Annotated in this window: 16 protein-coding genes; 11 read left to right on the plus strand and 5 right to left on the minus strand. The window is 43.0% G+C overall.

Annotation, left to right across the window (positions count from 1 at the left end; all coding sequences use genetic code 11):
• Positions 1 to 161 precede the first annotated feature (161 nt).
• The 6 genes from H509_RS0121430 (at position 162) to H509_RS0121460 (ending at position 9020) form a co-directional block, all read left to right on the plus strand.
• Complete coding sequence (locus H509_RS0121430) at positions 162 to 836, plus strand: response regulator transcription factor (protein ID WP_028546874.1); 675 nt, start codon at positions 162 to 164, stop codon at positions 834 to 836.
• A complete protein-coding gene (locus tag H509_RS0121435) occupies positions 833 to 2203 on the plus strand; it encodes a sensor histidine kinase (RefSeq protein WP_028546875.1) in 1371 nt (456 codons plus the stop codon). The genes H509_RS0121430 and H509_RS0121435 overlap by 4 nt, the downstream gene beginning before the upstream one ends.
• A 205-nt stretch (positions 2204 to 2408) precedes the next feature.
• Positions 2409 to 3437: an alpha/beta fold hydrolase gene (locus tag H509_RS0121440; protein ID WP_051287506.1), complete on the plus strand. Its 1029-nt coding sequence runs from the start codon at positions 2409 to 2411 to the stop codon at positions 3435 to 3437.
• 238 nt (positions 3438 to 3675) lie between these two features.
• Positions 3676 to 4656 carry an alpha/beta hydrolase gene (locus H509_RS0121445; RefSeq protein ID WP_028546877.1) on the plus strand — a complete coding sequence of 327 codons (981 nt, stop codon included), beginning with the start codon at positions 3676 to 3678 and terminating at the stop codon, positions 4654 to 4656.
• A gap of 329 nt (positions 4657 to 4985) precedes the next feature.
• Positions 4986 to 5966: an alpha/beta fold hydrolase gene (locus H509_RS0121450; RefSeq protein ID WP_028546878.1), complete on the plus strand. Its 981-nt coding sequence runs from the start codon at positions 4986 to 4988 to the stop codon at positions 5964 to 5966.
• Between the two features lie 945 nt (positions 5967 to 6911).
• Positions 6912 to 9020: a serine hydrolase domain-containing protein gene (locus H509_RS0121460; protein ID WP_028546880.1), complete on the plus strand. Its 2109-nt coding sequence runs from the start codon at positions 6912 to 6914 to the stop codon at positions 9018 to 9020.
• A 121-nt stretch (positions 9021 to 9141) separates the two neighbouring features.
• Here the strand turns inward: H509_RS0121460 and H509_RS0121465 are convergent, their stop codons facing one another.
• A complete protein-coding gene (locus H509_RS0121465) occupies positions 9142 to 10743 on the minus strand; it encodes a discoidin domain-containing protein (protein ID WP_028546881.1) in 1602 nt (533 codons plus the stop codon).
• A 295-nt stretch (positions 10744 to 11038) separates the two neighbouring features.
• Positions 11039 to 13111 (minus strand): serine hydrolase domain-containing protein, encoded by a 2073-nt coding sequence (locus H509_RS0121470; RefSeq protein ID WP_028546882.1) that lies wholly within the window; start codon positions 13109 to 13111, stop codon positions 11039 to 11041.
• Between the two features lie 274 nt (positions 13112 to 13385).
• Between H509_RS0121470 and H509_RS0121475 the strand changes: the two genes are divergently transcribed.
• The 3 genes from H509_RS0121475 to H509_RS27840 are packed head-to-tail and all read left to right on the plus strand — an operon-like array spanning position 13386 to position 16686.
• The gene (locus H509_RS0121475) at positions 13386 to 13916 is read left to right on the plus strand and encodes an RNA polymerase sigma factor (RefSeq protein ID WP_028546883.1); all 531 of its coding nucleotides are present in this window, start codon (positions 13386 to 13388) and stop codon (positions 13914 to 13916) included.
• Positions 13913 to 16486, plus strand: coding sequence for a DUF4179 domain-containing protein (locus H509_RS26240; protein ID WP_036698529.1), 2574 nt, complete (start codon positions 13913 to 13915; stop codon positions 16484 to 16486). The genes H509_RS0121475 and H509_RS26240 overlap by 4 nt, the downstream gene beginning before the upstream one ends.
• Positions 16487 to 16521: 35 nt before the next feature.
• A complete protein-coding gene (locus tag H509_RS27840; RefSeq protein WP_157277877.1) occupies positions 16522 to 16686 on the plus strand; it encodes a hypothetical protein in 165 nt (54 codons plus the stop codon).
• A gap of 42 nt (positions 16687 to 16728) precedes the next feature.
• Here the strand turns inward: H509_RS27840 and H509_RS0121485 are convergent, their stop codons facing one another.
• Positions 16729 to 17247, minus strand: a complete 519-nt coding sequence (locus H509_RS0121485; RefSeq protein WP_084159333.1) for a GNAT family N-acetyltransferase — start codon at positions 17245 to 17247, stop codon at positions 16729 to 16731.
• 155 nt (positions 17248 to 17402) lie between these two features.
• Positions 17403 to 18665, minus strand: a complete 1263-nt coding sequence (locus tag H509_RS26245; RefSeq protein WP_036698531.1) for a DUF2515 family protein — start codon at positions 18663 to 18665, stop codon at positions 17403 to 17405.
• Between the two features lie 147 nt (positions 18666 to 18812).
• Here H509_RS26245 and H509_RS0121495 point away from each other — a divergent pair, with 147 nt between their 5' ends.
• Both H509_RS0121495 and H509_RS0121500 read left to right on the plus strand, forming a co-directional pair.
• Positions 18813 to 19148, plus strand: a complete 336-nt coding sequence (locus H509_RS0121495; RefSeq protein ID WP_028546885.1) for a thioredoxin family protein — start codon at positions 18813 to 18815, stop codon at positions 19146 to 19148.
• 251 nt (positions 19149 to 19399) lie between these two features.
• A complete protein-coding gene (locus tag H509_RS0121500; RefSeq protein WP_036698534.1) occupies positions 19400 to 20332 on the plus strand; it encodes a COX15/CtaA family protein in 933 nt (310 codons plus the stop codon).
• A gap of 189 nt (positions 20333 to 20521) precedes the next feature.
• Here the strand turns inward: H509_RS0121500 and H509_RS27845 are convergent, their stop codons facing one another.
• Positions 20522 to 20695 (minus strand): hypothetical protein, encoded by a 174-nt coding sequence (locus H509_RS27845; protein WP_157277879.1) that lies wholly within the window; start codon positions 20693 to 20695, stop codon positions 20522 to 20524.
• Positions 20696 to 20841: the final 146 nt, after the last annotated feature.

Consider the following 20841-nt stretch of genomic DNA (forward strand, 5'->3'; position numbering starts at 1 on the left):
CAAGAGGTCGGGGGAATTCGGACACGTACTGAGGCGATAACTGTAATCGTGCGAGCTTTACAAGTCAGCTCTGGAACTCCTAGCAAAATCTCCGTTTCAAATTCATTTATAGTATAATGATGACAACTAAAGGGATGGAAAACAGGGAAGCGAGGGAGCAGATGCCTACTATACTAGTTGCTGACGACGATGCGAACATTCGCGAACTGGTCTGCTTATTTTTGCGCAACGACGGATTCGCAACAGTTGAAGCCGCGGACGGGAAGGAAGCACTAGCCGTCTACGCCGCGACGCAAGTCGATCTTGTCGTACTTGATATTATGATGCCTATTATGGATGGTTGGACGTTATGTAAGGAACTCCGTAAAGCTAATCCTGATCTTCCGTTACTGATGCTGACGGCGAGAGGTGAAACATGGGAGAAAGTGAAGGGCTTTGAACTTGGAACCGACGATTATTTGACGAAACCATTTGATCCCTTGGAACTGACGGTTCGTGTTCGAGCGTTACTGAAACGATACCGGATTGGCTCCACGCAGACGATCCAATTCGGCAACGTTACGCTTGATCGACAGACCTACAAGGTGCTGAGAGGAACGGAATCGTTTACGCTGCCGCTCAAGGAGTTCGAATTGCTGTATAAGCTTGCTGGCACGCCTGGACAAGTCTATACACGTGAGCAGTTGATCGACCAAATTTGGGGGATTGATTACGCCGGAGATGATCGAACGGTAGATGTACATATTAAACGGCTGCGGGAACGGTTCGCAACCACATCCGAATTTCGTATCGAGACGGTACGCGGACTTGGGTACCGGCTTGAGGTTTACGAATGATCAGATCCTTATATATACGTGTTGTCCTGACATTTTTAGTGTCCGTTATCGCGGGCACGATCATTTCCTTTTTTGTTTCAACTTTGTTATTTGAAGAAAAACTAAACGAAAACGCACAAATCAACATTCGTAACTTTGGCCAAGACATTGTCCGGATTTACAAGACTCTTCCGTTAAGTGAAGCGGAATCGTTCGTAAGTGAAATGAAGATGCTTAATTCCTATCATATTCGGATTTACGAAGCAACGGGGCAATTTCAATCCTACGGTAAACTTAACGGACACAACCCTACCCCGGTAACACAGGAGCAACTAAAGAAAGTATTAGGTGGAGGCGTTGTTCAAGACAATCCGAACGGAATTGCTAAGATTTTGTTGGGGCTGCCGTTGAAGACGGAAAAGGGAACAAAAGCGATGTTCCTGGAGATGCTCGCCCCTCCTTCCTCCTCCTTTGTTACGATGTGGGCATCGATCTTTGCAACTTGTTCATTGATTGCAGGAAGCTTAATTATTCTGGTGGCCTCCATCTTTTTGGTAAGACCGATCAAAAAGCTGACAAAGGCGACCAAACGGATAGCGGCTGGGGATTTCAACGTTAAGCTGAATATTAAGCAAACGGGTGAGCTGGGTACTTTGGCGCGCAGCTTCGAAGAGATGATGCACGATTTGCAGCAACTGGAGCAGATGCGCAGGGAATTCGTAACGAATGTGTCGCACGAGGTGCAGTCTCCGCTTACCTCGATATCGGGCTATGCGCAAGCACTTAAGCAAGTAAACCTAGCAGACCCTGAACGAAGCCGCTATCTTGATATTATCATCGCTGAAGCGAAGCGGATGTCCAAGATGAGTGACAGCCTGCTTAAGCTGAGTTTGCTTGAAGCGCAGTCACAGCAGCTTCGCTTGGCCACACTTAGCCTTGATGAACAGATCAGACGGGTAATCGTCGCGCTCCAGCCGCAATGGTCTGCCCGCAGCATCCGTTTTGAGCTCCAATTGAAGGCCGTCCGCATAACGGCTGATCATGATCTTTTAAATCAGGTATGGACGAACATCATTGGCAACAGCATCAAATTTTCCATGGATGGCGGCATCATTGACATCAGCATCAAGCAAGAGGCCAAAAATGTGACCGTCCAAATATCCGATAGGGGCATCGGTATTTCTTTGGAGGACCAAAAGCGTATATTCGAACGGTTTTTTAAGGCAGATCGCTCACACAGCCGGAAGTATGGCGGCAGCGGTATGGGACTTGCTATCGTTAAACAAATTGTATCGCTTCATCAAGGTGAAATTCGAGTGGAAAGTGAACCGGACCAAGGAACGACATTTTTTGTAACCTTGCCAATCATGACACCAACAGATAGTTAGATTCATAGGGTATCAATCGAATTGACTAGACCGCGTTCTCCATGCTGCGGCTCACGTGCAAGCTTCCTTGTATGTGAGCCGCAGCATTTTTTTTGCTTGTTCATGTTCAGTTCATATTGTCGTCACGGGGAGTACATCTCTACTGTATATGCTTGCTTAATGGTCCGTTTAATGCAGGCCAATATAGACATAACGACAGGAGAAGATGCAAGTGAAACTACGCGAGGTAAAGAAAGAGGACTTGGACACACCAACAGACAAAAAAACAACTAGTAAGAAGAAAAAATGGCTTGGCATTTTACTAAAAGTGTTAGCAGGATTGGTTATAGCAATCGTACTTTTTTTAGCCATTGTGTTTATAGTTAATGTGATCAGCAACAAATCAGAGGAAGGAAAAATAAAACCCTATGGACAGTTTGTAACCGTTGATGGAAAAAATATGAATGTTTTAATTCAAGGACAAGGCCAAGAAACAGTCGTGCTGCTGCCAGGCTTGGGAACAGGAACACCAGCACTTGATTTTAAGCCGCTAGTAGAAGAGTTATCACCCTTTTACAAAGTTGCAGTGATTGAGCCTTTTGGTTATGGATTAAGTGATGGAACGGATAAGGAACGAAGTACAGAAAATATTGTAAGTGAAATTCATGAAGCTTTACAGCGTCTTAACATTGATCGATATATTTTAATGGCTCACTCCATTTCAGGCATTTACGGACTAGATTATGTGAACAAATATGAACACGAAGTGAGTGCATTTGTCGGGATCGATAGCAGTGCTCCCAAGCAATACGGTGATAAGGTTGTTGAATCTCCAATATCAAATACAACAATTACGCTGCTCAAAAAATCAGGTTTAGCCAGATTAATAATGAAACTAAGTGCTGACCCCTATGCTAAAATACCCGTTGATGATGAAACAAAAGAACAAATGAGAATTCTTTCTTTCAAAAACTTCAGAAATCCCACTATTGTGAATGAAATAGAAAGTAGGTCTTCTAATTTTAAGGCAACTGAAAATTTAACATTCCCAAAAAACCTGCCTGTTATATTCTTTTTACAACCGGATAGTACAGGCATTGAAGGATGGTCAAAACTACATGAAGAGCAAGTAAAAGATTCTGTACTTGGAAAAGTGATGACATTGGAAGGAACCCATTATTTACACCATACCCAATCAAAAGCAATCGCTGAACATTTTAGAACATTTATGGACGAAGTAAAGAAGGACAAGTAGATGATTTTTATTATGACGGATAGATTGTAACTATTGCTTTATCTAAACATGTCCCTCGTATTATCCATGCTGCGGCATCATGTGCAAGCTTCCTTGCATGTCATGTCGCAGCATTTTTTCGCTTGTTCATATTCAGTTCATATTGTCGTCATGGGGAGTACATCTTTGTTAGTTACACTTTCATTAGTCGCACCGATAAGGTAACGGAACAAACAGATCAGGACAGGAGTAGATGAGCGTGACACAAGCAGAGGCAAAGAAAACGGGGAATGGAGCAAAATTGAAGAAAGTACGCAGTATTTTACTTAAAGTTATAGCAGCAATCGTTATCGTTATTGTTCTGTTTCTAGGGATTGTTTATATTATGAATGTGATAAGTACGAACTCGGAGAAAAAACAAATAGAGCCCTATGGTCAGCATGTATCTGTAGACGGGAAAAATATGAACGTGCTCATTCAAGGAACAGGCGAAGAAACGATTGTGCTGCTGCCGGGCTTTGGAACAGCTACGCCAGCACTTGATTTTAAGCTGCTAATCGATCAATTATCTCCCTATTACAAAGTGGTCGCAGTTGAGCCTTTTGGCTATGGATTAAGTGATGAAACGGAAAAAGAGCGAACGACAGAAAATATTGTGGATGAAGTTCATGAAGCGTTACAGCAGCTTAATATGAACCGCTACATCCTTATGGGTCACTCGATTGCAGGTATTTACGGCATTGATTATGTGAACAAATATCGAGAAGAGGTGACAGCATTTGTCGGAATCGACAGCAGTGTGCCGACTCAACCAGGGATGGATGTCAAATTCCCATTAAAAAAATTAGAATTCCTTAAAAAATCAGGTCTTTTACGATTTGCTCTTAAATTTAGTGCTGACCCTTATGAGGGCTTGGCATTCGATGAAAAAACCGTAGAGCAAATGAATTTGATCACGAAACAAGTTAGTAACAATGACACAATGTTGAATGAAATGGATCATATTGGATCTAATTTTAAAGGTGCTCAAGGCTTAACATTCCCACAAGACCTTCCTCTTCTTCTTTTTGTACAGTCGAACAATAAGGATAGAAAAGAATGGGTACCTTTGCATGAAGAGCAGGGTAAAGAATCGGTGCATGGGAAAGTCATTCTCATGGAAGGGTCCCACTATTTGCACCATACCAAGTTCAAAGAAATCGCGGAAAACGTTAGAGCGTATATGAAAGAAGTAAAGTAAATATACGGAGGAGGGCGCAGCACAGCAGCTAAGACCAGATTGAGCAAATATCCATAAGCAGTAGAAAAACCGCCTTTTGGGCGGTTTTTTATTGTGCAGTTGACATATGAAATGTGATCATATGGTAGGAATGGTTTGGCTAAGCCCTTATATGTTCGTTGGTGACCGCAGGCGTGTGGTAAGCTTTATTTCAGAAGTTGACGCAGCATTTATTTTCTTGTTCATGCTCAGTTCATATTGACGTCATGGGGAGTACATTTTCGTGGATTAAAATTTCCTGTGTGAGCCTATTTAAGGATAGCTCAATAACAAGGGCAGGGGACGGTCAAATGACACAAGCAGAGAAATGGAACACGAGGAATCAAACGAGAAGCAATAAAGTACGAAGTATATTCATAAAAGTAATCGGAGCCATCATTATAGCCATCGCACTTTTTTTACTTATTGTTTATACCGTTAATCTTATTTGTAATCAATCGGAGTTAAGGAGATTAGAGCCCTACGGCCAGCACGTAGCTGTAGACGGGAAAAATATGAATGTTATGATTCAAGGAGCAGGTGAAGAAACGGTGGTACTCCTACCTGGTCTTGGAACAGCGGCACCCGCACTGGACTTTAAACCGCTAATCGAAGAGCTATCTCCCTTCTACAAAGTTGTTGTTGTTGAGCCTTTTGGTTATGGATTAAGTGATCTAACCGAAAAGGAACGAACCACAGACAATATTGTCAGTGAAATTCACGAAGCTTTACAGGGTCTTAACGTTACACGTTATATTCTCATGGGCCACTCCATTTCAGGCGTTTACGGACTCGAATATGTGAATAAATATGAAAACGAGGTCATTGCATTTGTCGGGCTTGATAGCAGTGTCCCAACGCTAACGGAAAAAGTTGATTCTTCACAATTAGAAATGGTTAAACTGTTCAAAAAATCAGGTCTCTCCAGATTGTCTATAAAATTGGGGAAAGACCCATTGGCTGCACTGCCCTATGATGATCAAACGAAAGAACAAATGAGAATACTTATGCACAAAAACATATTTAATTCTAACGTATTAAATGAAATTGTACATATGGAATCAAATTTTAAAGCAGCTGAAAGGGTATCATTCCCGAAAAATTTTCCTATTATTTTCTTTATCCAAGCCAATCATCCTGTTACGGATCGATGGGTACCCGAGCATGAAGCGCAATTAAAAAATTCTGTACATGGAAAAATGATGCTGTTTGAAGCCGATCATTATATCCACCGGACAAGAGCTAAGGAAATTACAGAGAACTTGAGAGAATTTATGGGGGAAATAAACTAAATATATGTATTTGCGAGAATTTTTGACTATAGAGCTCATTTTCCCTTCATAGGTTACCGTATAAGTTTGAAACCTTAAAGTGGCAGGTAATATTTATTGTAATGTGACAGCTCCGGAAGACTCATTCTGGCGAGATTGATAGAAATTTGAAATATCCATTTTATAATATTTCGGATACAAATGGTCTTGCGAGGTGCCCTACGAATCTGAATTTAATTTTGAATTGAAAGTGGTATAAGAATGAACACAAAAATTAGCATCGTAGGTAAAATTATATCTGGTGTATTGATTTCAATTGTTCTTTCAATATTTCTGACATTTACAGGTTATGACACCTTTGAACTTTCTAATTTAATCCCCATTTTTACGGTCACTTTTTGTCTTACTGTATTAATAGGAATACCCTGTTCGATTATTACTGATGTAATCTGCTGCAAAATTCAGGGGATAATTTTGCATACAATAGCAGGGCTCGGCTTACACCTTTTATTTGCAGGGGTGACGGCATATTTATTTATTATGAATGATAATACTCTTAATTATGATATTTTTATATTTTCGATAATTTCATCAGCGGTAGGGCTATGGCTAATTGATACGATCTTAAGGAACTGGAAAAATATTTTTAATATCTCCAAGAGTTAAAGTCGATACTTCATTATTAGTTGCAATAGGACAAGATGTCAGGACAAAAAACAGTACAGTTAAACGAACACTGTCTAAAAAATTATTTACTATTGACCTAGACAATCCGCCAAGTAATATCCTATTTTCCGTATAAGAACTATGTTGGTGCCGCAATAGTTTTATGTGCTTGTTCATACTCCGTTCATACTGTCGTCACGGGGAGTACATCTTCGTTGGATAAGCTATGTATGGCTAGATTAAAGGAGCCAAATATACTAACGAGGACAGGAGAAGATGCTCGTGAAACGAAGTGAGGAAATGAAAAAGAGAATGGGCGCGAGTGCAGCGAACAAACGAACTTTCATAGCTGCTTTTACATTGGTGCTAACCATGTTGGCTCCATTGTCTGCAATGGCCGCGCCTGCTACGAACAATAGCAGTCAGCTTACTTTTGATAGCACTAAGAAAATAGCAATCGAGAAGGCGAAGATACTAACAGAAACTTACGGTACTACGAGTGTACAGTATGCTCTTATTGATGATGGAGAGATTGTGATTTCTGGGCAGGCCGGAAAAAACGACCTCAAGGGTCAAGTGCCGCTTACGTCAAATACGATCTACGGTATAGGCTCAACTAGTAAAATGATGCTCACAACGGCTGTTATGAAGCTCGTGGATGATGGAAAGATAGATTTAGACGTTCCCGTTGTGAAATATATTTCTGAGTTTAAAATGAAAGACGATCGTTACCAACAAATTACACCACGCATGCTGCTCAATCATTCCTCAGGTCTATTGGGCTCATCAAGCCATAATGCGGCCTTGTATGGAGATCATGACACATTCGCACATGATACTTTTTTAGCGCAACTTGCGACTCAAAACTTGAAGGCAGATCCAGGCGCATACTCCGTCTACTGTAATGACGGTTTTACGTTAGCTGAGATTCTGGTCGAGCGAGTTAGCGGTATGAGCTTTACTGCCTTTATTCACAAATTTATTACGGTGCCTCTTGGTATGAACCATACGAAAACACCGCAGGATTTGTTGGATCCAACGAAGATGGCAGCGGTTTATTCCCCTGCTTATGAGGGACAGCTTCCAAAAGAAAACTACAATATCATTGCGACAGGAGGCATTTACTCTACAGCTGAAGATCTCGCCAAATTTTCGCAAATTTTTACAGGACAAGTTAAAGGTATTTTATCAAGTAAGTCGTTAGAAGATATGGCGCAAGAAGAATACAAAAGAGGTATGTGGCCAGAGGATAGTGATACGTCTATCTCTTACGGATTAGGGTGGGATAGTGTGAACTTGTTCCCATTTAACGAATACGGCATCAAGGCGGTTACAAAGGGCGGAGATACCTCATCTTATCATTCATCATTAGTGGTGCTGCCGGAATACAACATGGCTGCTGCGGTTACCTCTTCAGGCGGCTCAAGCGCAACAGATCAGCTTATTGCGAATGAACTTTTGTTAAGCGCACTTCAGGAGAAAGATATGATTAAAGAACGGAAGCCTGTGAAGTCATTTGGACTACCTGTAAAAGCAAATAGGCCACAGGAATTATCCCAGCATGCTGGTATTTATAGTGGTGTATCAGGTCAACTCATGAAGGTAGAACTGAATGCTGGTGAACCATTGTCAGTAGTCATGCTTACAACTCCAAACAAGCCTACTCAAACGTATACGTATACGACGGATGGTTCTTTTGTAAACGATAAAGGGACAGAGAAATTGAAATTCATTGTAGAGAAAAATGGGCGTACTTATTTGTGGTCCCGTTTGTATTTAACGATACCAGGCCTTGGGCAGTTAGCTTTTTCAGAATATAAAGCAGAAAAGCTTGAATTGGGTGAATTATCAAACGATATTCGCGACGCATGGGAAAAGCGGGAAGGTCAAAAATATTATTCGTTAAATGAGAAATATACATCAATTTTGTACCTTAATGGGAATACCATTATACCTCTTGATTTCCTTAAAGAGGTTCCCGGATATGTCTCGAATCATAAAATTGTTGGAGCAAACAAAGCCGTAAATCAACAGCAAATCCCTGGTATGGCGGGGCGTGACTTGAGGGAAATTGAGTTCTTTAAGCACGATGGCTTGGAGTATGTTACAACTGGAGGTAACATATTTGCTACTGAGGAAGTAGTGAAGCCGCTCCATACGGGTACGCATTCTTTAACAACGATTCAAGCGGACGGTTATGCCAAATGGTACTCAGTGCCTGCGGCAGCCAAAGGAAAGGTAATGACAGTTAAGCTGCCTTCACATGGCGCTTTTGTTGTATATAATGAAGCTGGTAGATGTATAAATCATACTGTAGTCAGCGGTAATAATCAGGTCGTATTACCGGAGAACGGCAGGATCGTATTTGCTGGCGAGGTTGGTGCCAAATTTGAGATTTCATTGAACTAATAATTACGTGCGCACTGTTTTCTAAAATGTAAACGCCAATTGGATGAGAGAATCCAATTGGCGTTTTGTATTCCATGTTTATTTACAACAAATAAAGTGTGACGATTTACTCTTACTCTTGCTAGTTGTTAGTAAGCGATTGTTGATACTGTGACCAAAGCGTATTCACATTAATACCAGTAATCGCTTGAATTTGATTCTCTTTCCATACTAGGATGTCATTTGGTTGCAATCCATATGGGATCATACTAGTTGCATTTAAAGCCCTAATGAAACCACGGTGCTTCGTATCCTCAATCCAGCGGATGAAGTTGGCGGTTCCATTGCTGTGCCAAGTTCCGCCAACTCCGATACCATAGCGGTTATGGTAACCAGTTGCGAAACGTAAACTATCTGCAATCGCTTCCACATCAAAGTTGCTGTATTGATAAGCATGGCCTAGTTCATGGTAGAGCATGCCTATAATTTCGTCGCGTAATGAATGGTTGGGATTAGATGCAACGTTTGCAAGATGCTGTGAGCTGATACCTAACGTCTTCAACTCACTATCACCCGATATCCAAGCTGCTCCAGGTACGTTTTCAATTTTCACCAATATTTTTTTTACACTAAGCGGCATATGTAACGGGTTTTTGTAGAAAATTTCGTTTACTTTACGAAGAATAGCCGAAATATCTTGCTCAGCGTTAGGCATAGCTTGTTCAAACAAAGTGCTTCCCGACAGGTTTTGAATTTCGATGATCGGGTTTTCGGTATGCCACATGTCATTGAGGCGGGAAAATTCGACTTCACTCAATTGCACCGTATAGCCGCTATGATTTTGAATATTGTTAAGTTTATAATACCGGTAGGATGTCGTGTTGTTATTTAAGAGGTAATGTTTGCGTTGATGTCTCAAATTGAAGTTTTCGTTACTTTTAGTGTCTAGGGCTGTCCAGTTAACCGTATCATTTGATCCCTGTAACACCCAACTTTTCGGATCACCATCGGTACTATTGTTGTTTGATTTGGCAGATGTAAGCGCGTAACCATCAATCGTGACTTGCTCACCGAAGTCGAACTGCAACCATGCCGTATTGTTATAAGTTAACCACTTGGTCGTGCTTGTCCCATCCACGAGATTAGCTTTCGTATCAGAGGGAGCATTTTCTCCGCTGGCGGTAACCGTAGGTATAATCGTCTTTACCGTATGCAGTTCCTCTCCGAACAGTTTAATTTCAGATAACTGCAACAGTTGACCGTTTTCATATTGATTTACAAAGGAGTCGAATTTTACAAATTTGTATGCAGTTGTGTTGGCAAATGAGTAGGTTTTTGTTTGATGTCGAGCAGTAAAGGATTGATTCTGCTGGGTATCCAAATTGGTCCAGGTTGTTCCATCGTTAGATCCTTTTAAGGTCCAACTTTTTGGATCTCTTCCCGGCTCATCTTCAGCAGATGTAATGGTGTAGGAGTTAACGACCTTTGGAGTGGGAAATTCATATTGCAGCCATGCCGGGGAATTAAAGGTTAACCATTTTGAAAATATATATTGGTCGAATGCTTTATTTTTCCCTTGATCTGATCCATTCTCACCACTCGCGGATACCGTGCCGCCTACAGCCAAATTAATCGGAATGGTAGTAGTCGTAGAATCGGCCGCCACAGCTGTAGGAACATATACATTGCTGTTGACACCTAATCCTATTGCGACAGCTAAGAGTGCAGCGCCTATTTTGTTCATGTTGTCCCCTCTTCTTTCCATAATAAATGTAGTATTATTGCCGATCATTGAGAATGAGCGGTAGACTCCTTTCTTCAAATTAATGTGATAATTATGTAAAACTATATCACAAATAATCGAGTTGTCGCCGTTATTTAATTGTAGTTATTTTGTAAACGAAAAGGACACAATTAGACCCATACAGCTACCACTTTATAGTGGGGATAGAAAAAAGACTCGCGAGCCTACACTCCGAGTCTTTTCTTTTTACGGTTAAAATGTGGATGCTTGGTAGACTTGAACAACTACTTAATTGTTATTTTAAGGTAAGTTTTATTTGGACGCCGGCGTCACCTGCAAATACAATCATCCCTTTTTTAGGTAGTTCGATGTCTGCTGTTTTGCCTTGTCCCAGAGCATACTTGACAGATGTTCCTTTCTCATCAATTAAAGAAAAGGAGCTGTTGGCAGGCATCGTAACGGTTAGCTTCTTGTTTGTTGCAGCATCGGGAATGGAAAACCATCTAGCGTAGCCGTTAGGCTGGATTGTAACGGTAGACTGCGCGCCTGCGTATAGAGGTTTAATCGCATCTTCCGATACGCCCAATACACCTGCGGATACCAAGTACTCAATACCATCCTTGGAAATGAAATTGTATTCCATCGTATCACGGCCATTCATTCCAGGAATGTTTAATTGACTAGCGGCTGAGGTGGCGCTTGTAATCAGCTTATCATCCACATATCCCGGAAGTCCGTCAACTTTATTTATGCCAATACCCCCCATGAGCAAATATAAAATCGAAGTGTATTTCTCGGTTACAGGGTAATATTTCTTCCCTTCGCGTGCTTTCCAAGCCGTATCTGCTTGGGCTGGAAGGTCATTAGCAGCTAGCTTTTCCGCCATCAGATGTGATAAGGCGATTTGCCCGAGATTAGGAATCTCCTGATACATTTGCGACCAAATATAAGTCCGTCCGTTTTCTTTCGTCACAAAGCTCATTTTAGTTAAGCCATCTTCTGTAACAAAAGTGCCATCAGCAGTATACACATACTTCTGACTAGGTGCTTCTGGTATATTAACTGGGGATATGGTCATCTCCCCGCTTTCTATCATTGTCACTTTCATGATTTGACCGGTTGCCCCGTAATATCCTGCATGTTTAGTTATGTTGGCTGGTATCGAAGCCTTGACAGGTTTCCCAAAAGATTTGGCAGGTTGGAACTCTTTAATTGTGCCTTTTGTCTTTAACGTTTGGAGTAGAATTTCGTTCGCTAATAATGCATTTAGGGTGCTGGAACCACCTGAAGATAGTACAGCAGCAGCCATATTGTGCTCTGGAAGAACAACAAGGGAGGCATGGTACAAAATGGTGTCCCCACCTTTGTTAACGGCTTTAATGCCGTAGTTGTTGAATGGATAGAGCTTTACACTGTCCCAGCCTAATCCGTAGTTAACGATGCTGTCCTTGTCGTCGGGCCAAAGTCCTTTTTTGTACTCTTCTTGCTGCATTGCTTTAGCTGATTGATTCGATAGAACCCCTTTTCCTTGACCAGTGAATAATTGGGAAAAGCGTGCAATATCCTCCGCAGTTGAATAAATTCCACCAGTGCCGAGTACGTTAACGGACTCCACAGGTAATTGGCCTTTATGAGCGGGATGGTACACGGCTGCAAATTTGGCAGCATCCACGTTATCGATCGGTGTATTCGTATGTTTCATGCCAAGAGGTGAGGTTATATGTTTATGCAAATAAGTTGTAAAATCCAAACCGCTAACTTTCTCAACGAGAATTTCAGCTAACGTAAATCCATCATTACAATATACAGAGTATGCGCCTGGATCGGCTTTTAACGATTGCTCTTGCAAGTTGTGTAAAAGAGTATCATGCGCATGCGTGTCATTGTCTCCTAACAAGAAGGCACTAGGAAATGTAGAACCACGCAGACCAGACGAATGATTTAACAGCATCCGAGGTGTTATTTTTTTGTAACGCTCATCCTTCATCTTGAATTCCGGTATATATTGAACCAGCGGCTTATCCAGATCTACTTTGCCATCTTCCACCAACTTCATGACGGCAACCGTGGTGAACATTTTGCTCGTTGAGCCGATACCGTACATCGTCTCGTTATTCAGTGGTATTTTGTTGCCTTCATCATTAACTCCTGTTTGTCCAGATACTACAATGTCGCCGTTATCAATGAGTGCGTATTGTACGCTTACTGTGCCAAGCGTTTTCACAAGCAGGTCAGCCTTTTCAGCAGCCAGCTTTTGAATGCCTTCATAGGATGATGCTTTAACAGAAGATTGTGCCATGACTCCCGCGGGTAGCAGCATCGTGAACGTGAGTATGACAGCCAATATCCATGATAATTTTCTTTTCATTTATTTTCCTCCTTTTGATAGGTTCACAGGTTAATACGAGTGGGATTTATAATTAGTTCATACATATTCCAAATTCGACCATTACAATATTGTAAGATTCATAATTGCAAGATTCGACAGTAATTGCATCTAAAACATGCTGTCACTTACTATAGAAAAAGATATTTCCTATTGGATAGGATAACGGAGAATGGAATTTTAAAAATAATACTAAAGTCTCAAAACTATTTGCGTCTTCCATGCATCATACGAATGACTAAAGGGGGAGACACAGATGGAACAGAAGACGCTGATCACCCGTGCCATGAAGGGAGACCACGACTGCTTTGCGATTGCAGTTGAGCAGATTCAGGACCGCTCCTATCGTATTGCATACAGTTACTTGCATGACGAGGCAGCAAGTATGGATGCAGTGTGTGATGCGGTAGAAAAGGCGTTTATCCATATTGGCAAGCTGCGTGAGCCTGAGAAATTTGCGACATGGTTCACACAGATCGTCATTAACCAGTGTAGAATGCAACTGCGTAAAAGGCAGCCCATTATATATACCGATGACGACGATAGTCTTGGATTCGCAGAAACTCCACCGAGTGATGAGCTTATGGATTTACAGGCCTTGATGGATCAACTGCCGCCAATGACACGTACGATGATCCAATTAAAGTACATACAAGGATATACGTTGGATGAGATTGCAGATATGACTGAGCTGCCGCCTGGGACAGTAAGAACTAAAATTTACAAAGCTGTCAAGCAAATCAAGCTTGCGATGTGCTCGGAGGAAAAGGAGGCGTGCTTACGATGAGAGATGAAGAATTTGAACTGGAACTGGAACAAATGTTCAAAAGTCTCCCGGAGATTCCTGTGCCTGAACTTCTGGCGGATCGAGTCAAGCAGCGAGTGGATTCCGTCGTTCGCAAGCGGCGGCGTATAACGTGGACCAAACGTTCGCTTGGAACAGCAGCGGCAGGCGTACTGCTATTTTCTGGTTCAGTAATGCTGGTGCCGTCCTTCGCCGTATACGCCAAGCAAATACCAGGGATAGAAGCTGCCGTGAGGTGGCTGCAAAGTGCGGGCGAGTATATGGGGGTTAATCACGCCAAGCAACACGGATATTATCCGGTAGCACCGTATGTGACCTCGTGGGGGGAACGCGAGGTAAGTATAGATCATTTATATCTTGAAGATGACTACATTCATTTGACCGTGACGATGAAGGGGAAGGACATTGAGGAGGCATTACGCAACAATCGACTTGTAAATGCTGAAGTGGAGTTTACCGCTACGACACCAGAATTGTCCGAACATAGTGTTGCCAGCAACACAGATTCCAGCATTGGATATTCTGTGGACAGCCCTGAGGAGAGTCGGAAGCGGTATGAAGGGCGAATGAACGATATCTATGTCACTAAGATCGCCTATAACTTGGACCCTGCTTATGTGGAAGAGCTACGCGCTAGTAAGCAGCCCCGCTTTATAACGATAAAGTTAGAGAAAATAAAAAGGAATAAGGAATTTAAAATTACGCACAAGGAAAGCAAGGAAATTCAAGTTCCTTTGGGAGCAGAAAATTTTAAACCTGCACGAATCGTCAAGCTGGATCAAGATTGGAATATGGCGGATCAAGCATTTCAACAAGTGTATTTGGACAATATTCGAATTTACCCGACACGGATGCTGCTAGACGTAGGCACCCGCATAGATGGCGGCGGCAGATTTGAATTAAACCCACCGAACAAATGGGATGACATTCAAGACAATGTGAAGCTTACAGATGAGACAGGGAAAGTGTATCCTATTTTATCCGCAGGAATTGACAGGAGCATGTTAAATGGTGTGACTCGCAGTATGTGGGAGTTCATTCCATCCATCTATTTTGACGACAAGCCAAAGAAGATGAAGCTGCACTTGAATAAAGTATGGATGACGCAGTATAAGATCGCTGACCAATTTACGATCCGTATGGATGATCAATACCCCAAAAAAATTCATTATCGGGGGAAAGAAGTTGTCATTGCAGGCGTATCTTACTCGAATGGCTATATTCGTTTGCGTGTGGAAGCAGACGGAATTGGCAACAATCCATTAGAGAGCGCATTTCTGACGTATGAGCCCTATTACTTGAAGCTGCAAGAGCTAGACGGGGAGGAAAAATGGAAACAGAGAGGATTAGAGATTTACACACCTGAGACAAAAGCGATCCCGATGACGGGGAAACAGCTAGAAGAGAAGTATACTTCGCTTAGCGGAGCAGGCAGCGTAAGCTGGAGTCCTGAGTTTGGCTATTTTTCGAAAAATTTTGATGTTTGGGCAATGTCAGACCAGAAGATGCCTGTCTATGACATGATGATTATGGCCCCCGAGCAGCAGGAATATAAGATAACCGCTCGTCGTTATCATGAGCCAATCGTCGTTAATCAGCAGCTTGAGTTTACCGTTCCAGGAGTTGGCTCAGCCAATGACCGTGTCGGGACGGTGCTACAGCCCGCTTATATGAAGACGGTTGCCGATTTGGACGATGATGTTGCCGAGAAGGCGTCACAAATCATGCGTCAAGTTGCAGGACGGAAAGTAGAACTATATGGTGTCGAGGAGTATAAAGGCTCAACCTATCACGATATTACGGTATACAGCAAGGACAATAAAAGCTATGTGAAGCTGGACGAGAAACACGGAACGGCTGACGTTTATGTGGAAACAAGCTATAAAAATTTGGACCCGGCAAGCAAGCGGATTATTGAAGCGGAAACGGGTCTTAGTGAGCAACAACTGGCACTGCAAGTGCAAAAGGTAACAAGGAAAAAGGCGAAGGGCTCGCGGGACGTGGTGACATTACTAGAGAGCAAAGGAATGCGTGTTGTTGAAATGAAAGGTGAGCGTGTAACGAGTCTCTTTTATGAAGTGCCAGAGGATCTCATGAATCAGGAAGCAGTAAGAGTGGCTGAGCAAGCGGTTCATCATATGCTAGGCAAATATGTGAAGCTTGAGGGTTTCCGTCGTTCAATGGATATTGATAATAACAGAACAGTTGATGTCTACAGGCTTCAGAACAAGACAGGAAATGTTGATGTCAGTGTTGGCTACCGTACAGGGCAGATCGTAGACATTTCATGGAGTGATGTTTATGAGACACAGACGGACGACACAGAGAAAATGTTCCGGCAGTTTACGGATGAGCAGGTTATAGCGGCCGCATCTTCAGATGTGCTGAACATATTTGGCATTCGTCTGTCTGGGTATCAAGTAAGCCGAGATGAGGGAAGCAGTTTCTATACGTTTACGAAGCCAGGCCATCCTACGATAGAAGGGTACATGAACAGACATCAGAGGTTCAGTGACTATTTCCTGAAGCCACTTAACGGTAATCGGAATTAACTTAAACAGACAACGCACAGCTAATCTAATCTGTAATGGGTGTGACAATAAACCAACTGGGCAGTTCAAGTCTAGTTGGTTTATTGCTGCTTGTAGGTGTACGATGCAGACCAGAAGCCTATCGGTGGATAGAAATTTGGCTGGGTACGACTAGGGAACGACAATATCTACTTGTGATGTCAAATAAAGAACCAAGCTGATACTTTTTCATGCAAGTTTCTGCTTGGTTCTGCGTTTGAGGCTTATGAGGTGCCTTGATAGTCTGGACGAAGCTTCCAGCCAATCATCCCGTGCTCATGCTCGCACTGGACAAATCCTAGCTTCTCCAGCACGCGAATGGAAGCATTATTTGTATCGAAGCAATCCGCTTCTATAACGGCAACTTTGCGGCTATCCCAGGCAAAGCTCACCAGTTCACGTACAGCTTCGGTAGCGTAGCCTAGGCCTTGATAATTCGGCAGAAGCCCATAACCGATCTCTACTGCCCGCTTTTCATTCGGAACTCCTTTGAAGCCAATATCACCTACGACGGTTAACTTATCCTTGGCAATGACAAACCAAATCCCCCAACCTAACAAGTCTGGATCAGCATCAAGCGCTGCCATATAATGAGCGAAGTGTGAGCCAAACGGATATTTGAGCAGAGATACGGTGGCATTCCAAGGTGCAGGAAGATCAATCTCGCCATCCTGAACTTGCGATCTCACGCATGGAATCAGAATTAACCGTGTAGTGTGCAAATGCAGTTGTGTGGCAGGCATTCAGGTAACCCTCCTTCGGCAAATTCCGTTGTCGGTTTCCTAATTATACCTTGATCGTGCCACAGCTTGAGGCACGGTTCAACCTTTATTTTCAGTTTTTCTTATTACAAGTTTGAATACGGGATTAGGATTGGATCGTTTGTTTGCCTAGTGTGTTAAGGGGACGGCCCTGTAACGACGGCAAGTGTTTCTAATTCCAACCACATCTGTTCATGAGCAGATGTCATATCTGCTTTTAGTGGCGCCGCAGCCATATATAACTCATGCAGCACACCATCATTATGGAGCCAGTCTCCTGGTTCAATAGGGGCATACCGGCCATCCTGCCACACAGCTTCCAGTTTCGGGCTGTAAGCAGGAACTGAGCATATGTCAGACTGTGAGTGTTTTTGGGATGACTTGAGACTTGTAAAGCGGTGCGGCCAGTAATCTGCTCGTGATCCTGTGTGGGGAACAGCCCGCATGAAGCGGGTGGCCCCTGTGTATACCTCCGGCATATCAAACAATAAGCTGTACAACTTTTTACCAAAAGCGATACGCTCAGCCAAACTATCAAAACGTTCCAATGTCAAACCAACTACGGACAAGGGCGCCTCTAGGCTCGGTACACCGATAGGAAAAATGACTTGATTCATCTGCAACCACCCGTGTGCACGGAATTCGATGCGCTGGATGGCGTATTTCTGATAATCGGGATGCTGAACGACACGTCCTTCTATAACGTGCTGCTCATTAATAATTAATGCAATGGTTAGAAGAGGGCTATTCGGCTGTATCCAGAATGATTCCCAGAACGGCGTCATAAAGGAAGAAACACCAAACTCCGGCAGCAAGTGAAACAAGCTTTTTCCTTGTCGTCGACTTAGTGTATACAGCATCAACTGCGGATACGCATCTCTAAATATGAGCGCATTGCAGCGTTCAAGCACCCGATAGGTCCAATGTCGATATTCCCCGTCCATAATGGAAGGCAGCCATTCTCCTTGTAAGTCGGTCATATTCCAGCCACCATTACGTGATACCATATGCGCTAACAGTGCCCAATGCAATTCTGGATAAGATTGATAGATGCGACCGTAGGCGGTTGTACGTGTAATGTTGTTCCGATTAGCGTTTTGTACACTTCTGTTAATATGGTGGATGATATCTCGTTCTTCACGACTGAACGCGGTAGACTTTATGGTGCGAACCTTTTGTTCTCCTGCGCGTTGCTTATCAAGCTCGGCTACGATCCAGCGAACTCGTTCTTCCACACGCTGCGCCTGTGCCCGATTCCATTCCAGTATATGAGGGGGTGAATGAACCCATTTGGCACTTAATTCAGCGACTCGACGTTTTAAGGCATCATAAGCTGTATCTGTCAGCTGCCGAAGGAATCTAATGAGCGCCTTCCATTGCATTTGTTTTGAGGTGCTCATGGAACAGCTCCTTTCTCATCCGCATGCTTTAAAATATTAAATTTTTATTAGTATGCCCAATAAATGGGGATAACTTCCATAGATGGTTTGACAACAAATTAGCAGATGATTTATGTTAGATTGAACATAGTGAGGAGGTGAATATTTATGGAAAAGTTACAATCAGTTGAGCGCTTTACAGCCCTAATTGCAGAGCCCCATCCGACAATTGCCATATTTAAGACGAGTTGGTGTTCAGATTGCCACTTTATTGATCCATTTATGCCAGAAGTGGAACAAAAGTTTAACGAAGTTACGTTTATCGAGGTAGATGCAGAAGCATTTGAAGAGATTGCCCAGAAGTACCACATCATGGGGATTCCGAGCTTTGTAGCTTTTAAAGGTGGCAAAGAAACGATCCGTTTTGTGAATAAGCTTCGCAAGACACAACCGGAGATTGAACAATTCGTTGAACGTGCTGTAGCTGTATCTGGAGCTATATAATGCACAATCGGAATTGAAGGCAAACTCTTAATGCTGTATCACGGCGTTAAGAGTTTGTTTTTTGTCCAGCAACAATTGTGAAAATGATGGTGTTATATTTGTCACAATTTTCCCCTACACGATTGTCTATTTTTCGGTATAATGATAGCAATTGGAACAGATTTCTATTTGGGATAGTTCCAAACTGAATAACGGGTCAGGTGAAACGAGTGAAGGCTAACCAGTTCATCCCTCTCAAGAGACTCGCCTACATGACATGTATTGGCATGTTTATCGTCGTACTGAACGGGGCTTTAGTGACGAAGACGGGCTCAGGACTGGGCTGCGGGACCGATTGGCCGTTGTGCAACGGTAAATTTGTGCCCGCTTACACGATAGAATCGATGATTGAATATTCACACCGTTTTATTACAGGAATTGTAGGTCTGCTAGTGTTGTCTACGTTTATCCTTGCACTGAAACAAGTGAAGGACAGGCGTGATGCCGTGATGTATTCTTCGTCAACGCTGCTTTTCACCATCGTACAAGCCATTATGGGGGCGCTAGCAGTTGTGTTCACACAAAATCCTCCAGTAATGGCTCTGCACTTCGGCTTCTCATTGCTGGCATTTGCCTCTTCATTTCTAATGTGTATGGCGATGAGGAAGTATGCCAAGGGGCAGGTGACATCCAGTAATCGTACTGCTCGTCCGGTCCAAGAGGTATTCCGGTACGGGGTATGGTTCACACTGCTATATACCTATATTGTTATTTACGTAGGTGCTTTTGTGCGTCATACGGATTCCTCAGGCGGCTGCATGGGATGGCCGTTATGCAACGGCGAGCTTATACCTGATTTGACTGGCGGCACACTTATTGCGTTTATGCATCGAGTTGCAGCTGCCCTGCTGTTTGTTGTAGTTGCGATCATGGCACATTTTGCGTATCATCATCACAAGGATAATCGGGAAATACAGCGACTGGGTATTTGGTCGATGGTGTTATGTGCGGGACAGATCGTCAGTGGAGCGCTGGTTGTATTTACAATTACAGATATGAATGCGCTGTTATTTACGAGCCTGCTTCACACCGTTCTTATTTGTGGGTTGTTCAGCGTTCTTTGTTATATGAGTATACGTGTATGGCAGCTAAGAGAGCTTCCAGAAGTGGAGTCATCTGTGGATCGTATATCAACACAAGGATAACCCGTGTACAGCAGGATCAGAGTGAAGTTGGCGGCATACCTGAAAGCAGATGGGGACTTACATACATACACATACACAAAAGCAGACCATAGCGCGTACCACGATTTGTGTACGTTACTTGGTCTGCTTTTGTCTAATTATGAGCATTAGACTGCAAGGGGGGACAACTTTAAACATGGTTTGTACTCCTTATGCGCCTTTTGGTGTGAAATGGACTTCGTCATCTGCGTGAGCACCCAAAAAGACGACTGCGGCGGCAGCTTTAGCTGCTGCTAACCAGCGTACATTCCATTGGGAGTGCTGCTGTTGTTGGTTGGAAGCGTCTGGTGTTCGTTTGTTCGTGCTGTGTGTTGTGTTCATCATTGTAAGTTCCTCCTCGGTTATGTTTGTCGGTAGGCTGCTGCTTGATGTCTTTATTGTACCGAACGATAACATGACGAGCCATGCATGGGACTTACGCCTGTCTTACAATGTCGTCATGTGACGGAAGAGAAAATACGGGGATCGGT

The organism is Paenibacillus taiwanensis DSM 18679 (assembly GCF_000425125.1).
Classification (GTDB): Bacteria; Bacillota; Bacilli; order Paenibacillales; family Paenibacillaceae; genus Paenibacillus_B; species Paenibacillus_B taiwanensis.

What these genes read in the sequence shown, in the direction of transcription:
- H509_RS0121430 (WP_028546874.1), top strand. Translation starts at nt 162, where the DNA reads ATGCCTACTATACTAGTTGCTGACGACGATGCGAACATTCGCGAACTG.
- H509_RS0121435 (WP_028546875.1), top strand. Translation starts at nt 833, where the DNA reads ATGATCAGATCCTTATATATACGTGTTGTCCTGACATTTTTAGTGTCC.
- H509_RS0121440 (WP_051287506.1), top strand. Translation starts at nt 2,409, where the DNA reads ATGCAAGTGAAACTACGCGAGGTAAAGAAAGAGGACTTGGACACACCA.
- H509_RS0121450 (WP_028546878.1), top strand. Translation starts at nt 4,986, where the DNA reads ATGACACAAGCAGAGAAATGGAACACGAGGAATCAAACGAGAAGCAAT.
- H509_RS0121460 (WP_028546880.1), top strand. Translation starts at nt 6,912, where the DNA reads ATGAAAAAGAGAATGGGCGCGAGTGCAGCGAACAAACGAACTTTCATA.
- H509_RS0121465 (WP_028546881.1), bottom strand. Translation starts at nt 10,743, where the DNA reads ATGAACAAAATAGGCGCTGCACTCTTAGCTGTCGCAATAGGATTAGGT.
- H509_RS0121470 (WP_028546882.1), bottom strand. Translation starts at nt 13,111, where the DNA reads ATGAAAAGAAAATTATCATGGATATTGGCTGTCATACTCACGTTCACG.
- H509_RS0121475 (WP_028546883.1), top strand. Translation starts at nt 13,386, where the DNA reads ATGGAACAGAAGACGCTGATCACCCGTGCCATGAAGGGAGACCACGAC.
- H509_RS26240 (WP_036698529.1), top strand. Translation starts at nt 13,913, where the DNA reads ATGAGAGATGAAGAATTTGAACTGGAACTGGAACAAATGTTCAAAAGT.
- H509_RS27840 (WP_157277877.1), top strand. Translation starts at nt 16,522, where the DNA reads ATGGGTGTGACAATAAACCAACTGGGCAGTTCAAGTCTAGTTGGTTTA.
- H509_RS0121485 (WP_084159333.1), bottom strand. Translation starts at nt 17,247, where the DNA reads ATGCCTGCCACACAACTGCATTTGCACACTACACGGTTAATTCTGATT.
- H509_RS26245 (WP_036698531.1), bottom strand. Translation starts at nt 18,665, where the DNA reads ATGAGCACCTCAAAACAAATGCAATGGAAGGCGCTCATTAGATTCCTT.
- H509_RS0121495 (WP_028546885.1), top strand. Translation starts at nt 18,813, where the DNA reads ATGGAAAAGTTACAATCAGTTGAGCGCTTTACAGCCCTAATTGCAGAG.
- H509_RS0121500 (WP_036698534.1), top strand. Translation starts at nt 19,400, where the DNA reads ATGACATGTATTGGCATGTTTATCGTCGTACTGAACGGGGCTTTAGTG.
- H509_RS27845 (WP_157277879.1), bottom strand. Translation starts at nt 20,695, where the DNA reads ATGATGAACACAACACACAGCACGAACAAACGAACACCAGACGCTTCC.